The organism is Promicromonospora alba (genome assembly GCF_042654905.1).
Lineage (GTDB): Bacteria > Actinomycetota > Actinomycetes > Actinomycetales > Cellulomonadaceae > Promicromonospora > Promicromonospora alba.
In genome coordinates this window covers 258,302-273,519 of record NZ_JBHSFI010000002.1, presented here as the reverse complement: position 1 = coordinate 273,519, position 15,218 = coordinate 258,302, and the positions used below count along the sequence as shown (strand labels likewise).

The following is a 15,218-nucleotide window of genomic DNA, read 5'->3' as shown; positions in this document are numbered from 1 at the left end:
GCCGTGGGCTTGATGCTTCGTTGGTCCCGTGAGAGTGTTTTAACGTCATAGACCGCCTCTCCTGACCGTCCGGGGGAAAGGCGAGATGTTGTCGTCAGGGCGGCCTGAGGGTCGCCTTGTACTTGACACGCAACCGTTCATTCGTCGCCTGTCTCTGGGTCGCGTTCTTCGTCAACGGGGCTGTTCTTTCCAGCTGGGCCCCGCGCATTCCAGAGGTCAAGTACCTCCTAGGCCTGAGCGACAGCGAACTTGGTATTGCCTTGTTCGGCGTCGCCGCCGGATCCGTCCCCGCACTTCTGCTCACCGCTCGGGTCCTCGACCGTGTGAGGTCAGGACCGGTGTGCGTGGCCACCGCGCTGCTCTTCAGCGCGTCGCTGCCTTTGATCAGCGTTGCAGACGGTGTGTGGCAGCTGACCGGCGTGCTCATGGCGCTGGGGGCAGCCAGCGGCGTCCTCGACATCGCGATGAACACCGCCGGCATCGCCTACCAACAGCACACCGGTCACAGGGTCCTGTCCCGGCTGCACGGTGGATACAGCCTGGGCGTGCTGGCCGGTGCCCTTGGCGGCGTAGCTGCCACGCATGTGGGTGCCACCGCGACCGAGCACTTCCTCGTGGTAGCCATCCTCCTCGTGACCCTGACCCTGATGTCTGCTCCGATGTTGTGGTCCCAGCCTTGGCGCCCCGACGCCCGCGAGGTCTCAGGCGCACTGGTCACAGTGCGGAGTCGGCGCTTCGGTCTGCCGATGACGATCGCGGTGCTCGCCGTCTCAGGCCTGCTCATCGAGGGCCTGGTCACCGATTGGTCGGCTCTGCTGATCACCCGCGACCTGGGGGCGCCGACCTCCCTGGGAGCCATCACTCTCGCCTTGTTCAGCTTGGCGATGTTCATCTCGCGCTCCGCGGGTGACGCCGTGCTGAACCGCTTCTCGGAACGCAAGGTCCTGACGACCGTTGCCGTGGCCGTGGTCTGCCTCGTGCTGCTCGGCTCGGTCGCCGCCGAGCCCGTGGCCATGGCCGCGGCCGTCGGCCTGATCGGCCTGGTACTGGGACCGGTCTTCCCCGTGGCAGTCTCCCGTGCCAGCCGATCCGCACCCGGCCGGGCCGCGGCGATGACTGCGCAGGTCAGCGCTGTCGGGTACTTCGCATATCTCGGCGGGCCGCCCGTGATCGGCTTCGTCGCGGACGTCGTCGGCCTGCCCCTCACCTTCGTCACCACGGTGGCCCTCAGCTGCGTGGGCATCGCCCTCGCCTGCCGTGGCCCCGGCTAAAGATGTGGCCGCGGAGAACTCCGTGGCGAGGCTGAGGCTGCCGCCCTGGCCGTCCGGCAGCGCTGCACGATGTAGATTTCCCCGGGAGGAGGTGCCCTGCGATGACCATACGAACACGCGCGCGCGGTGAGCTCGAGGGCGAGATCCTCCGCATCCTGCGGGAGGACGGCGGCGAGCTGAGCGCGATCGAGATCCAGCCGCGCCTCACCGGCCACCCGCCGGCCTATACGACAGTGATGACGGCCCTGGAGCGGCTCCACAAGAAAGGCGAGGTCGTCCGCTCCAGCGACTCGCCGCGGAGGATCCGGTTCCGGGCCGCACGGTCCGGGGAGGAGAACGCCAGCGCGACCATGCTGTCCGCGCTCGACGGGGCCGGCGACCGGCGTGCCGCACTGCTGTCGTTCGCGGGGAACCTCGATCCCGCGGACGTCGAGCTGCTCCGCGCGGCGATCGGCAAGAGCGACCGTCGAGAGCCACGGTAGGGCGGTCATGCTCGTACCGTCATGTCTCGCGGTCGGGGCACTGCTGCTGATGCTGTCGGCGCCTGCGCTGCTGACCCGCGGGCGCTGGCAGGTGCACCATCCGGCGGCCGCCCTCTCGCTGTGGTTCGGCGCTTTCTTCGTGGGGACCGGGCTCGCGCTCGCAGCGGTGATCATCGCCGCGGTGGTGTCGACGACGGCTGCCCCGTCGCATGCCGGTGAGGGCCTGGCGCTGACCCTTGCCGCATGGACCGGGCTGGGCGGGGTCGGAGCGGTGCTCACGCTCGCCCTCGCCTCGGCCGAACCGCTGGCCGCATCGGGCCGGGCGGCCGTGCACCGGATGGCACCGGTCGCGCTGTCGAGGACCGAGCGGAAACCTTTCACCGTCGTGCGGTTCGCGTCCGAGGAGCCCGTCGCCTGGGCGGCGCCGGGCAAGCGCCGGGAGATCTTCGTCTCGACCGCCCTGGAGCGGGAGCTCACCCCCGCGCAGCGCGATGCGGTCATCGCTCACGAGTGGGCGCACCTGCGGTTCCGGCACGGGCTCGCCGTGCGGATTGCCGAGGTGAACGCGCTGTGCCTGCCTCGCCGGCTGCGCGCCGGCACCACGCTCAAGCGGGCGACCCTCTTCCTGGTCGAGCTGATGGCTGACGACTTCGCCGCACGAAGCGCAGGAGCGGCGAACCTCGCGAACGCCCTGGCACACCTCGGGGCAGCGACCGGCGACCCCGCGATGGCGCTGCGTGCCGAGCGCCTGGCGATGCGCCGCTGGCCGCGCCGACGGCGGCCGGGTCCGCCGGCAGCGCTGTGACGGCGTTCCTCAGTGGGAGTGGCCCGGACTGGAGTTGGTGAGGATGCCGGTGATGACGACGGCCGCCACCAGCAGGGACGCCTCGACGACGAGTACCCGGTGCAGGGCCCGCCACCGCATCGACACCGTCGGCCGAGGGACGATCCGGCGTAGCAGGTTGTGGCGGTTCCACGCCGCGAGGGCGATCACGACGGCGATGACGCCGAGCTTCACCAGCAGGGCCCGGCCGTACCCGGTCCCGACCAGGTTCTGCGGCGTCTCGACGATGAGGACTGCCATGACGGTTCCGCTGACCGCCAGGAGCAGGGTGCTGACGAGTGCGAAGGTGGAGAACCGGACGGTGACGCCCACCGCGTGCAGCGGATCGGCGTCGTGGCCGGGGCGCGGCCCGATGGCCGGCAGGTAGAGGGCCAGGCCGGCGAGCCCGCCGGCCCAGAACGCCGCGGCGAGCAGGTGCCCGACGTCGGCGAGGATCATCGCCCACTGCGGCTCGACCGACTGCGTGTGGCCGACGAGCACCGGCGCCGTCACGGCAAGCGTCGCGCACAGGAGGCTGATGCCCTGACCGACGTGTCCGACGCGCCGCGTCAGGACGAGGCAAACCACCGAGACAGCGGCCGTGACCAGGACCGCGGCCGCCCCGGGCGCGGGCAGGACGGCGGGCAGCCAGCTGCGTGGTGAGACGACGGACCATGCTTCCGCGCCGACCACCCGCAGGGCGGAGGCCGGCACGAGCAGGATCGACGAGAGGACGGCGACGAGGGCAGCGCCCCGCAGCAGGCCCTGCAGCCGGCGAGGCAGCCGGGGCTCTCGCAGCACGGCCACCTGGAAGAAGACCAGACCGGCGAACACGAGCAGGCCGAGATACTGGCCCGCCGTGAGTACGTCCATGGCCAGCTCGGTCGAGCCCGGCGTGGTGAACGGTGTGCGCACCGCCGTCACCCGACCAGCATCGGCCAGCACATCGCGACCATGCCCAGGCTCATCAGTGAGCCCGACGCCGACTCGAGGGTGTGGCTGCGGTGCACGTGCCAGCAGGTGCGCGCCGCCTCGGCGCAGTCGAGGAGGAACAGCACGCCGGCCACCACGAGCGCGGTGACCATCACGACCCCGGCGAGCACGACGGGGACGGACATGGCCGTATGCGCATAGCCCGACGTGGCGACGGGTGAGCCGGGCGCCGACGTCATGGCAGCGACCATCCAGACCATCGCGAGCATCATCATGGCGTGCAGGGCCTGGTGGACCGGTCCGTGATCGCCGGCCGCGCGCCGCGGGATCCTACGGGAGACCTGTGCCAGGTACACGAGCGCGAACCACCCTGCCGCTCCACCGAACACGATCAGCTGGGGAAGCACGGGGAGCTGCGACCACCACGGCCAGCACATGAGCACCATGCCGAGGCTCATGCCGATGTGGAGGAGGTGCCCGACGGCCGCGAGCGGGCGGCGTTCCAGGAGCAGGAGGCAGCCGGAGTAGGTGGCGGTGACGAGGAACAGGGCCGTGAGCGCCCACTGCAGCGCGGGATCGTCGATCACTGTCGTCGTGTACGGAAGTTCTGCAGCCGCAGGCTGTTGTGGACGACGAGCATCGAGGAGAGCGACATCGCCGCGGCGGCGATCAGCGGGTTGAGGAGACCGGCGGCGGCGAGCGGGATCGCGGCGATGTTGTAGCCGAAGGCCCACCCGAGGTTCGTCCGGATGGTCCGGAGGGTGCGCCGGGCGAGCGCTATCGCGTCGGGTACGACCATCAGGTCCTCGCGCACCAGGATGATGTCGGCCGCCTTGAGCGCGATGTCCGTGCCGGTCGCGATCGCCAGTCCCAGGTCGGCCGCGGAGAGCGCGACGGCGTCGTTGATGCCGTCGCCGACCATCGCGACGTTCTTGCCGCGTGCCTGCAGGTCACGTACGACCTCCGCCTTCTGCGCGGGCAGGACCTCGGCGAGGACGACGTTGATCCCGAGCTGGTCGGCCGTGCGCTGACCGGCCGCGGCGCTGTCACCGGTGAGCAGGATGGTCTCCAGTCCCTGCTCGTGGAGCGCGTCGATCGCGGCTTGCGCGTCCGCCTTGATCTCGTCGGCGACGTCGATCACGCCGACCACCTCGCCGTCCCGGGCGACGAGCACGGCAGTCCGTCCCTGCTCGTCGGCGTGGTCGAGCGCGACCCGCGCGCCGGCTGGGATCTGGACAGCCCGTTCGGCGAGCAGCCGGGCGTTGCCGATGAGGACGTCGTGGCCGGCGACCCGGCCTGAGGCGCCGAGTCCCGGCAGGGCCGAGAAGTCGCTGAAGGGGGGGAGGGCGGGCGGATGCTCGGCCGTGCGGGCGAGGATCGCGCGAGCGATCGGATGTTCCGAGCCCTGCTCGAGCGATGCCGCGAGCCGCAGCAGCTCGTCCTCGGACAGCTCGGCCAGGGCGGTGACCCGTTGGACGGCCATGCGACCGGTCGTGAGGGTGCCTGTCTTGTCCAGGACGACTGTCGTGATCCGGCCGCTCGCCTCGAGTGCGTCCTGCCCTTTGACGAGGATGCCCAGGCTCGCTCCCCGCCCGATCCCGACCATGAGCGCGGTAGGGGTGGCCAGGCCGAGCGCGCACGGGCACGCGATGATCAGGACCGCGATGCCGGTCCCGATCGCCTGCTGCACCGGGGCGCCGCCGAGCAGCCAGGCCACGAACACGAGGAGCGCGAGCACGATCACCGCCGGCACGAAGTAGGTGGTGACCCGGTCGGCGAGTGTCTGGACGTTCGCCTTCCGGGCCTGCGCCCGCTGCGCGAGCGCGGCCATCTGCGCGAGCTGTGTGTTCGCGCCCACCGACGTGGCGCGCACCTCGAGACGCCCGTCGGTGCTGATCGTCCCGCCGGTGACCACGTCGCCCGAGACGACCTCGACCGGCAGCGGTTCGCCGGTCATCATGCTGGCGTCGACCGCGGCGGCTCCCGCCGTCACGTCGCCGTCCGCGGGGATGGTCTCGCCGGGGAGGACGACGAAGGTGTCGCCGCGGCGCAGGCGGGCGGACGGCTCGACGACCTCGACACCGTCGCGGAGGATGCGGACCCGCGTCGCGGCGAGCCTGCTCAGTGCGCCCAGGACGTCACCGGCCTTGCGGCGCGAGCGGGTCTCGAAGTACCGCCCGGCGAGCTGGAACGTCGTCATACCCGCCGCCACGTCGAGGTACATGGCGTCCGCGCCGTCGGGTGTGCTGCCGAAACCCAGCCAGTACGCGGGTCCGTCCAGTCCGAGGACGAGCGTGACCAGCGCCCAGCCGAACGAGACGGCGATCCCGAGCGAGACCAGGGTGTCCATGCTCACGGTGCCGTGCCGCAGGTTCTTGAGCGTCACCCGGTGGAAGGGCCATGCGGCCCAGGTCACGATCGGCAGCGCGAGCAGGACGCAGAGCCACTCCCACCCGGGGAACCGCCACCCGGGGACGAGCGCGAACACGATGGTGATGTCCATCAGCGGGATGGTCAGCAGCGCCGCGACGACGAGCCGTCGCCGCAGCGAGGTGATCCGGACCTCGGTGGCGCGGCGGGACCAGGCGTCGTCCTCGCCGTCGTGCAGATGGGCGCCGTACCCGGTCTTCTCGACCTGCTGGACCGCGAGCGCGATGCGCTCCTCGTCCAGGCCGTTGACCACCGCGCGCTCGGTCGCGTAGTTCACGCTCGCGTCCACGCCGTCGAGCTTGTTCAGCGCGCGCTCGACCCGGCGCGCGCAGGCGGCACAGGTCATCCCTGAGATGTCGAGCTCGACGGGGTCCACCCGGTCGAGGGGTTCGGCGATCGTCATCCGTGTGTCTCCTTGAGCTGTGGTGTCTTCGCCGGCTGGCCGGGCTGGACCGATTCCCTGCTCGCGAGTCGTTCGAGCATCCGGTTGTACTCCTCGAACTCGTCGTCCAGCCCGGAGTCGAGGTGCCGGTCCTTGCGCTTGGCTTCCTTCGCGTCCTGACGTGCCCACTGGATGCCGAGCACCACGACGACGATCATCAGCGGCAGCTCCCCGGCGGCCCACGCGACCCCGCCTGCGAGGTACTGCGACGCCGCGAGGTCGGCCCACGGCAGGTCCAGGGTCCGGTAGAAGTTCTCGGCGACGATCAGCGAGCTGCTCATGAGGATGACGCCGAAGAAGGCGTGGAACGGCATCGCCGCCAGGACGAACCCGAGCTTCCCGACGTGCGGCAACGGACGCGGGGGACGGTCCACGCCGATCACGAGGCCGTAGTAGAGGTAGCCGACGGCCAGGAAGTGGAGGTTCATGAGCTGGTGCGCCCAGTGGTAGCGCACCATCGCCTCGAACAGACCGCTGAAGTAGAGGCCGTAGTAGGAGCCGATGAAGACGGCGAAGACCAGGAGGGGGTTGTAGACGAAGCGCAGCACCCTCCAGTGCAGGACCGAGGTCGTCCACTCATGAAGGCCCGCGGCGCGTTCGCCTCCCGCCTGGGTCGCGCGCATGACGAGCGTGACGACGCCGCCGAGGACCAGCAGGAGCGGCGCGAGCATGTTCAGGCTCATGTGCACGACCATGTGGATGCCGAAGTCGGCTGCGGAGTACTTGCCGAACCCGGAGCCCGAGGCGACCACTACGACGGACCAGCCGACCACCCACGAGAACGTGCGTCCGGCGGGCCAGCGATCGCCACGCCTGTGCAGCGTGCGGACCGCGAGCAGGTACAGCCCGACACCAGCCACGGCGAGACCGGAGAGCAGCAGGTTCGGGCGCCAGTGCGTGAACAGGACCAGCGCCGTCGGGGCGGCATCGACGTCGAAACCCAGGAAGTTCTGCGGGATGCTCGTGGGCACGAAGTACTGCGGGGGAGGGATGCGGTCCATCGCCACGGTGATGCCGATCCACAGGGCGGCCGCCAGCGCGGCCGCCCCCACGATCCTCGTGATCCCCTTGTCGGTAAGCCGTCCGACGCGCCACAGCGCCCACGCGGTGATCGCGAGCGAGAGCAGTGTGACCGTCACAGCGCCGCGTGCGTAGACCTGCCAGGCGGTCGGTGACTCCCACGCGCCCTCACCCTGCAACTTGAACCGCGCAAGGACCGGGTCGGTCACGAGCACTACCGACAGGGCCACCGCGCAGATCAGGAACCGTCGCCGCAGGGTCGCGATCGGAAGGAACCGGCCGGAGGCGAGGCGGATCGCGGAGACAAGGACGGTACCCAGGCCCACGGCGACCGCGAGCGTCTGAAAGTAGCCGGCGTCGCTGCCGAGGTCGTGGCCCGGGCCGACCAGGATCTGCCCGACGGCCACGGGCGCCAGGACCGCGACGCACGCGGCCCAGAGCGGGATCAGCAGTCCGGTCCAGCGCTCGACGAACCAGCTGCTGATCGCGACGAGGCCCGACCCGACGAAGCTCACGGTCCACGCCAGGGAGCTGGCCTCGAACAGGGATGGAATCAGGTCCGCCAGCCCTGGCTGCGCGGCGATCGCGGCCCCGCCCGCACTCAGCTCCGAGGGCCGGACGCCGTTCGCGTCGAACAGCTCGAACATGACGGACGCGGCGGCCGCGATCGACCACACAGCGGCGGACATCCGCAGCACGCGCAGCTCGAACTGGTCCCCGAGATCCTGGGCGCGCGCCGCGAACACGTCGCGCAGAAAGAGCAGGGCGGCCAGGGCCCCGACCGTTACGATCGCCGCCGCGTCCGCCAGGGACCTGGAGATCGTGGTGCCGATCGCGATGTCGGCCCCGGGATAGCCGGCATGGATGCGCTGGTAGGGCATCTCTCCGGCAAGGCTCGTCGTCACCGCAGGCACGGCGAGCAGCACGGCCGCCGCGGCGATCGTGAGCAGCGCGACAGCGTTGACGTCTCGCCGCACCACCGGGCCGCCGCCGTCGCTCCGGCTCCGTGGCCCCACGACAACAGCGGTCGCTCCGGCATTCATCGAGCAAGCTCCGACATGGCGGTGAGGTCGAAACCGGCGTCGTACACGGCGGCCTCGACCTGATCGCGGGGCGGCACCGACCTGCAGTCCACCCAGATCAGCCCAGCTGGCACATCGACCTGGACGTCCTCCACGCCGCTTACCCGTACCAGCTCGCGCGTCGCGGCTCTCTCGCAGTCGGCGCAGGTCATCCCGTCGACACGCAACTCAAACCTGTACATCTGAACTACCGCCAGTCTCGTCTCGGTCGTCAGGCGAATCTACATGATGTAGATGTTGCGACTGACGACGCAAGTCGGACGTTTCGACGGATGGCTCAGGTGTTGGGGGTATCGCTGCTGTCAGGGTCGAAGACGCTTGCGGGAACGGTCAGGGCCCACTCGTTCATCGCCTCCAGGACCGGCCCCAAGCTATGCCCCGTCGGTGTGAGCTCGTACACCACGCGCGGGGGGATCTCGGCAAAGGCGGTCCGGGTGACCAGGCCCGCGGCGACGAACTTGCGCAGCCGGTTGGTCAAGGTGTGTGCGCTGATCCCCGGCAAGGACTCCAGGAGCTCGTTGAACCGGTGCGGTCCCTTGAGGAGCTCGCGGACGATGAGGGTGGCCCAGGGGCCGTCGAGGAGGCTGAGGAAGCGCGCTATCCCGCACTCCCGGAAGGGACAGTGGTCGAATCTCACAAACTGACCCTACCCATTACTGCAGTTGATGTAACTGGTGCACTGCGTGCAGTAATGGCTCCATGGCATACATCGTGCACGGTGCTACCGGCGCTCAAGGTTCCCCCGTCCTGTCGGCTCTCGCTGCCGCCGGACTCTCACCCGTCGCCGCGGTCCGCGACACCAGCAAGGTCGACGGCGAGGCCGTTGCGGTCGATCTCTCCTCGGTGGACTCCGTCGCGGCGGCGTACGAAGGCGCCGAAGGAGTCTTCGTCCACCTGCCGGTGGGACCCGCCTACGTCCAGCGTCTGCAGGCGCTCGTCATCGGGGAGGCGGTCCGCCGGGCCCGGCCGCAGCGGGTGGTGTTCTCCACGAGCGGCTACACCATCGGTGCCGGTGGGAGTGACCTGGACGCACCGAACGTGATGGTTCGCGAGCTGGCGGCATCGGGGGTGTCCTACGCGATCGTCGAGCCGAGGCTCTACCTGGAGAACCTGCTGCTGCCTCCGCTGCTGTCCGCGGTTCACGAGGGCGTCCTGCCTTATCCGCTTCGGGCGGACTATGCCACGTCGTGGAGCTCGCACCTGGACGTCGCCGAAGTCGTCGTCCGGCTGCTCCAGACTCCGGAGGTCACCGGAATCGTCTCGGTCGGAGCCCTCCCGGGTCTGGTCGGGGCGGACCTCGCCGACGGCTTCAGCCGGTATCTCGGTGCGCCGGTGTCCTACCGTGCGATCACGGCCGACGAGATGGGGGAGATGATCATCCCGATGTTTGGCGCAGCCGGGGCCGCTCCGGTGGTCGAGTCGTATCGCTACCGCGCCGGGCAGCCCGGCGAGGAGATCCCTGCCGACCGTTCGGCGCAGAAGCTCCTGGGGCTGTCCCCTCGGAGCGTCGAGGACTGGCTGCGCGCGATGGGCGCCTGAGGACCGGCGGGGGAGGAGCGAAGCCATGAGTATGTACGACATGTTCGTCCACCCTCGCGGGACCGCCGGGCACGCGGCAGCCAGGCTGATGGCGCGAACGGGAACCGGCCTCGCGAACGACGCGATCAAGCTGCTCGACCTGGACCCGCACGCGAACGTCCTCGAGATCGGATTCGGGCCGGGTGTGGCACTGCAGCGACTGCTCGAAGCCGTCCCCGACGGACACGTGGCGGGCGTCGATCCCTCTGCAGTCATGCATCAGCACGCTCGCGAACGAAACACCGCCGCCGTCAAAGAGGGTCGGCTCGAGCTCCATCGGAGCACAGCCGCGGATCTTCCCGTATCCGTCGGGACGATGGATGCGGTCCTCGCGATCGACAATCTGCATTTCTGGCCGAGCATCCCGGCCGGACTGTCCGAGATCAGACGGGTGCTCCGACCGGGCGGGATCTTTGTCTGCGCGTTCAGCCCGCCGTCCGGCGGGCCTCCACCACACCTCGCCGCGCTCCTCGCGAGCCAAGGCTACGAAACCACGACTGCTGGCATCAAGACGCGTCAGGGACGCCTGTTCCAGGTCAGGGTCCCGCGCGCCAGCACGGCGGCTTGATCGCTTGCTCCCTGGCGCTGGCGATAAGCGTGGTCAGCGTTCAGGACCCAACGGCTCGGCGAGGGACGGCCGCTGGCGTCAGTGACAGACGACGAGATCGGCGAGGCCCTCGAACTGTTCTGGGGCGCCGCCGCGGTGGACACCTGGAACGCCCGCCGGGCGTCGGTGCTGCCCTGTCCTGGTGCCGTGAGCGTGGTCACGAGGCTCCGGCGGTCCCGGTGTGGGCGAGGCGGATGGCGGTTCCGGACTCCGAGACCCCGGCATGCTTGCGCCGGGTGACTGCAGACGCTGAGCCACCCGGCAGTCGGAGTCAGGCCGTCAGGGCGGGCTTGAGTACGTCCTGGCACCACTGGCGGAAGCTGGTCGGCCCGGCGGTCTGCAGGGTGCGCTGCTCGGCGTCATAGATGCCGGCGTTCTGGGCTGCGGCCATGTCGACCAGCCCTTGTGCGTATCCGTCGGTCATCCCGTACTGCAGCATCGTCGCCATGTGTGCCTCGCCGCTGACCTGCTGGAAGCGGACCGGTCGTTCCAGGACCTCGGACAGGACCTCGGCCATCCCGTTGGGGGACAGCACGTCGGGACCGACCACCGGGACGCTGCCCTGTCCGCTCCAGGAGCCGTCGAGCAGCAGGTCGGCAGCCACCGCGGCGATGTCCCGAGTGGCGACGGTCGCGAGGGGGCGGTCCGCGGAGTTCGCCAGGAAGAACATCCCCTGGCTCTTGATCACCTCGACCTGGCCGAGCAGGTTCTCCATGAAGAACGGCATGGCCAGCGACCGGTAGTTCACGCCGGTGTTCTCGAGCAGCTCGTCCATCGCGAACGCGTGTGACAGAAGCCCAGCGGGCTTGCCGTACGCACGGCCCAAGCTGGAGACGCCGATGACGCGCTCGACTCCTTGGCTCGTGATCGCGTCGTACGCCGGCCGGGTGAAGTCCAGGTAGTAGTCCTCGACGTTGTCGGCCTGGGGGTTCGGGGGCACCAGCCACAGCACGCTGTCGGCGCCCGCGAACGCCTCGGCGACAACATCGCTGTGGCCGTGCGACCCCTGGACGATCTCGACGCGCTGGCGGATCTGCGGGGAGAGGCGGGCGGGGTCGCGGGCGATCACGCGGATCGGCTGATCGCTGTCGACGAGCCTGGCAAGGGTCTGGTGGCCGATCTGACCAGTGGGGGCGGTGATGACGATCATGGAAACCTCCGGGAGGGATTGCTTCGAGGATGTGACGGTGCGCCTTCGGATCGTTGCCCGCAGACACCGTTCTCACCGATAACGAAAACATGTTATCGCTGAATCTGCAAACTGCTAACGAACTTCCGTTAGCATTGATGCATGGAGACCGATCGCTCTGCCTCTGCGGACAGGCACCGTGCCCGAATCATCACCGCTGCAGCCCGGCTCCTCGCCGAAAGCGGCCGCGAAGCGGTATCGACCCGGGCAGTGAGCGCTGCGGCCGGCGTCCAGGCCCCGACCATCTACCGTCTCTTCGGTGACAAGCAGGGCCTGCTCGACGCGGTGGCCGCCGACGGGTTCGCCGCGTACCTGGACGAAAAGGCCGACCTCAAGCCCAGCGGGGACCCGGTCGAGGACCTGCGCGCCGCATGGGATCTCAACATCGGCTTCGGCCTCGCCAACCCAGCCCTGTACGCACTCATGTACGGCGAGCCCCGTCCCGACGCGAGTCCGCCGGCAGCGCTCGCTGTAGGCGAAGTCCTCGCCGCCCGTATCCACCGGATCGCCGCGGTGGGCAGGCTTCGGGTCGATGAGGAACGCGCCGCGCAACTCGTCCACGCCGTCGGCGGCGGCACGGTCCTCATGCTGATAGCCACTCCGGAAGACCGACGAGATCTCACCGTGTCCGACCTGGCACGGGAAGCAGTCATCGCCGCGATCATCACAGACGCCCCCGCCCCGGCCGCGCCCGGGCCGGCCGGTGCTGCGGTCGCCCTCCGTGCAGTCCTCCCGCAGACTTCCGCACTGAGTGCCAACGAGCGCAGCCTGCTTACGGAATGGCTCGACCGCATCGCCAGATGCTGATACCCCGCATTGGCCGCGACGACATCGACCTGACGATCGCACCAGCCGGTAATGAACGACCTGATCGGAGCGCACGAGTGGCGACCCCTGAACTTCCTGCCGACGCCGGCCGTCTCACCGACACGGACGGCTGGGTGCATCCCGGAGGGTTGGCAGCGAACGAGCCACTGATCGCCAACGGCGTCCCGTGGTTCGACGACCGCGGTCAGACCGTCAACGCCCACGGCGCGTGCATCATCGAGGAAGCCGGCCGCTACTACCTGTTCGGCGAGTACAAGACCGACGACGAGAACCGGTTCATCGGCTTCAGCTGCTACTCCTCACCAGACCTCGCGACTTGGAGCTTCGAGCGCCTCGTTCTCCGGCCACAACAGGACGGGCTGCTCGGGCCGCAGCGCATCGGTGAGCGCGTCAAGGTCATGAAGTGCCCTTCGACCGGCCAGTTCGTGATGTACATGCACACCGACGACCTGTCCTACGCCGACCCGCACATCGGCCTGGCCACGTGCGAGACGATCGCCGGGGACTACACGTTCCACGGCGCCTTGCAGCACGACGGCGAGCCCATCCGCAGGTGGGACATGGGCTCGTTCCAGGACGGCGACGGGACCGGATACCTCCTCCTGCACGAAGGAGACATCTACCGACTCAGCGACGACTACCTCGCCGCAGACGAGAAGGTCACCGAGAACGTCTCCCCGGGAGGGGAGTCACCCGCGATGTGGGCCCAGGACGGCGTCTACTACCTGTTGTTCTCCAACAAGACGAGCTGGGAGCGCAACGACAACTACTACCTCAGCGCGCCAAGCCCCGCTGGCCCTTGGACGCACCGCGGTCCCATCGCGCCGGAGGGAACTCTGACCTTCAACTCGCAGTGCACCTACGTGTTCGGGCTGACCACGGAGGGCGGGACGGTGCCGATGTACATGGGCGACCGATGGTCGTTCCCGCGCCAGGCATCGGCCGCGACCTACGTCTGGCTGCCACTCTCCGTGGACGGCGACTGCCTGGAGCTGGGTGAGTACCTACCGCTCTGGAGCGTGCGGACCGGTCGGCCGGCGGAACTCGGGGCACACGGCGCCGCAGTGCAGTTCCGGTCCAATACGGCTGGCGTCGCGCTGGAGGTGCCCTGGGCGGGAGAACAGGTTGCGGTCATCGGTTCGAGCGACTGCCACAGCAGCTACGCCGAGGTCGAGATCCTGGACGCACAGAGACGTCAGGTCGCATTCCTCCTCGTGGACTTCTACAGCCTCGTGCCGGACGACGGGCTGCGCTACGTCAGTCCTCGGCTACCGAAGAGTGACTACACCCTGAGGATCGCCGTCACAGGAGAACGGCCCGCCTGGTTCAAGAAGAACGGCGAACGCTTCGGCCCCAGGGATTCGTCGGTGTCGATCAGCGAGGTGATCACCGTTCCGGATCGCCTGCCCCGCCCACGCCCTACTGGCTTGCCGGCCCCGTCGAGTCCCGCCAGATGATCGTGTTCAGTGGGCCCTCCGACGGCGCGGCCCCCAGCTCGGGGCGAAGGGTGGCAACGAGCCGGGACATGGCCGCCCGGCCGAGCCTGTGGTGGTCGACCTGCACGGTGGTGAGCGTCGGTGCGAGATAGGCGCCGAGCAGGTGGTTGTTCCAGCCCGTCACGCTGAGGTCGCCGGGGATCGACCAGCCGCGCTCCCGGGCGCCCTGCACCACCCCCGCCGCGCTGGCGTCGTTCCCCGCGATGATGGCGGTGGGACGGCCCTCGTCCGGGAGCGCGAGCACCGCTTCGCGTCCGGCGTCCGGCGTCCAGTCGCCCTCGTGGACGAGCGCCGGACCGAGCCCCAGGCGTTCGACGGTCGCCACGAACACGTCGCGGCGTCCGCGGGCGGACGCGTAGTCCAGCTCTCCGGTCACGTGGAGGAACCGCCGATGGCCCAGCTCGGCGAGTCGCTCGACGATCTCGGCGACCGGTGAGCCGTCGGCGAGCTCGCCCACGGCGCGGAACCTGTCGTCGTAGTCAGCCGAGACCACTATCGCCGCCCGGTCGGGGAACCGGTGCTCGGACTCGGGCGGCAGCGGCGCGAGGGCGAGGACGCCCTCGACCTGGCCCGAGTCGGAGAGCTCCAGGACCCGCTCGAAGCGGTCCACCGGCGTGCCCTCGACGCTGAACGCCTCGATCGTGTAGCCGTGCTCGTGCGCGACCTCCATGACGCCGCCGAGGATCTGCGGCGGGCCGTACGACCCGACACCGGGCAGCAGGACGGCGATACGTCCGCTGCGCCGGGTGCGCATCGACCGCGCCGCCAGGTTGGGGCGGTAGTCGAGCTCCGCCACGGCGCGGCTGATGCGCTCGATCGTCTCCGGCCGCATCTTCGTGTCGTTGCGCAGGTAGCGCGAGACCGTCTGGTGCGAGACTCCCGCGGCCTTCGCGACCTCCCAGATCGTCGAGCGCCGAGGCGCGGCCGCGCCCTGGTCCTGCGTCGAGCCCTGGTTCGTCATGCCCCATCCTCGCTGGTCAAGGACCGCGCCGCTGTGATCCACGGTCATTCTGGCACTCATCGTCCAGATATCGCTC

General features: G+C 69.6%; 15 protein-coding genes. 7 read left to right on the top strand and 8 right to left on the bottom strand.

Features of this window, described 5'->3' with window-relative positions; all coding sequences use genetic code 11:
* Window positions 1–116 precede the first annotated feature (116 nt).
* The 3 genes from ACFO6V_RS04355 to ACFO6V_RS04345 all read left to right on the top strand — a co-directional run bounded on the left by ACFO6V_RS04355 (window position 117) and on the right by ACFO6V_RS04345 (window position 2,558).
* On the top strand, window positions 117–1,271 hold the full coding sequence (locus tag ACFO6V_RS04355; protein ID WP_377132615.1) for an MFS transporter: 1,155 nt from the start codon (window positions 117–119) through the stop codon (window positions 1,269–1,271).
* A 101-nt stretch (window positions 1,272–1,372) separates the two neighbouring features.
* Window positions 1,373–1,753 carry a BlaI/MecI/CopY family transcriptional regulator gene (locus ACFO6V_RS04350; RefSeq protein WP_377132613.1) on the top strand — a complete coding sequence of 127 codons (381 nt, stop codon included), beginning with the start codon at window positions 1,373–1,375 and terminating at the stop codon, window positions 1,751–1,753.
* A gap of 7 nt (window positions 1,754–1,760) precedes the next feature.
* Entirely contained in the window at window positions 1,761–2,558 is a 798-nt protein-coding gene (locus ACFO6V_RS04345) for a M56 family metallopeptidase (protein WP_377132611.1), read from the top strand.
* Between the two features lie 9 nt (window positions 2,559–2,567).
* Here the strand turns inward: ACFO6V_RS04345 and ACFO6V_RS04340 are convergent, their stop codons facing one another.
* The 6 genes from ACFO6V_RS04340 to ACFO6V_RS04315 all read right to left on the bottom strand — a co-directional run bounded on the left by ACFO6V_RS04340 (window position 2,568) and on the right by ACFO6V_RS04315 (window position 9,120).
* Window positions 2,568–3,491 carry a copper resistance D family protein gene (locus ACFO6V_RS04340; RefSeq protein WP_377132609.1) on the bottom strand — a complete coding sequence of 308 codons (924 nt, stop codon included), beginning with the start codon at window positions 3,489–3,491 and terminating at the stop codon, window positions 2,568–2,570.
* Between the two features lie 5 nt (window positions 3,492–3,496).
* On the bottom strand, window positions 3,497–4,096 hold the full coding sequence (locus ACFO6V_RS04335; protein WP_377132607.1) for a DUF5134 domain-containing protein: 600 nt from the start codon (window positions 4,094–4,096) through the stop codon (window positions 3,497–3,499).
* A complete protein-coding gene (locus tag ACFO6V_RS04330) occupies window positions 4,093–6,342 on the bottom strand; it encodes a heavy metal translocating P-type ATPase (RefSeq protein ID WP_377132605.1) in 2,250 nt (749 codons plus the stop codon). Before ACFO6V_RS04330 ends, ACFO6V_RS04335 begins: the two co-directional genes overlap by 4 nt.
* Complete coding sequence (locus ACFO6V_RS04325; RefSeq protein ID WP_377132603.1) at window positions 6,339–8,444, bottom strand: cytochrome c oxidase assembly protein; 2,106 nt, start codon at window positions 8,442–8,444, stop codon at window positions 6,339–6,341. The genes ACFO6V_RS04330 and ACFO6V_RS04325 overlap by 4 nt, the downstream gene beginning before the upstream one ends.
* Window positions 8,441–8,665: a heavy-metal-associated domain-containing protein gene (locus ACFO6V_RS04320; protein WP_377132601.1), complete on the bottom strand. Its 225-nt coding sequence runs from the start codon at window positions 8,663–8,665 to the stop codon at window positions 8,441–8,443. The genes ACFO6V_RS04325 and ACFO6V_RS04320 overlap by 4 nt, the downstream gene beginning before the upstream one ends.
* Before the next feature lie 95 nt (window positions 8,666–8,760).
* Window positions 8,761–9,120 (bottom strand): winged helix-turn-helix transcriptional regulator, encoded by a 360-nt coding sequence (locus ACFO6V_RS04315; protein ID WP_377132599.1) that lies wholly within the window; start codon window positions 9,118–9,120, stop codon window positions 8,761–8,763.
* A gap of 62 nt (window positions 9,121–9,182) precedes the next feature.
* On the opposite strand from ACFO6V_RS04315, the gene ACFO6V_RS04310 reads away from it, so the two are divergent.
* Window positions 9,183–10,022: an SDR family oxidoreductase gene (locus ACFO6V_RS04310; RefSeq protein WP_377132597.1), complete on the top strand. Its 840-nt coding sequence runs from the start codon at window positions 9,183–9,185 to the stop codon at window positions 10,020–10,022.
* A 40-nt stretch (window positions 10,023–10,062) separates the two neighbouring features.
* Window positions 10,063–10,629 carry a class I SAM-dependent methyltransferase gene (locus tag ACFO6V_RS04305; protein ID WP_377132595.1) on the top strand — a complete coding sequence of 189 codons (567 nt, stop codon included), beginning with the start codon at window positions 10,063–10,065 and terminating at the stop codon, window positions 10,627–10,629.
* Between the two features lie 310 nt (window positions 10,630–10,939).
* On the opposite strand, the gene ACFO6V_RS04300 is transcribed toward ACFO6V_RS04305, so the two are convergent.
* Window positions 10,940–11,818 carry an NAD(P)H-binding protein gene (locus ACFO6V_RS04300; protein ID WP_377132593.1) on the bottom strand — a complete coding sequence of 293 codons (879 nt, stop codon included), beginning with the start codon at window positions 11,816–11,818 and terminating at the stop codon, window positions 10,940–10,942.
* A 141-nt stretch (window positions 11,819–11,959) separates the two neighbouring features.
* Here ACFO6V_RS04300 and ACFO6V_RS04295 point away from each other — a divergent pair, with 141 nt between their 5' ends.
* Together ACFO6V_RS04295 and ACFO6V_RS04290 are read left to right on the top strand one after the other, a co-directional pair.
* Window positions 11,960–12,664, top strand: a complete 705-nt coding sequence (locus tag ACFO6V_RS04295) for a TetR/AcrR family transcriptional regulator (protein WP_377132591.1) — start codon at window positions 11,960–11,962, stop codon at window positions 12,662–12,664.
* 77 nt (window positions 12,665–12,741) lie between these two features.
* On the top strand, window positions 12,742–14,142 hold the full coding sequence (locus tag ACFO6V_RS04290; RefSeq protein ID WP_377132589.1) for a family 43 glycosylhydrolase: 1,401 nt from the start codon (window positions 12,742–12,744) through the stop codon (window positions 14,140–14,142).
* On the opposite strand, the gene ACFO6V_RS04285 is transcribed toward ACFO6V_RS04290, so the two are convergent.
* On the bottom strand, window positions 14,105–15,142 hold the full coding sequence (locus ACFO6V_RS04285) for a LacI family DNA-binding transcriptional regulator (protein WP_377132587.1): 1,038 nt from the start codon (window positions 15,140–15,142) through the stop codon (window positions 14,105–14,107). The two genes, ACFO6V_RS04290 and ACFO6V_RS04285, sit on opposite strands and share 38 nt — an antisense overlap.
* Window positions 15,143–15,218 lie beyond the last annotated feature (76 nt).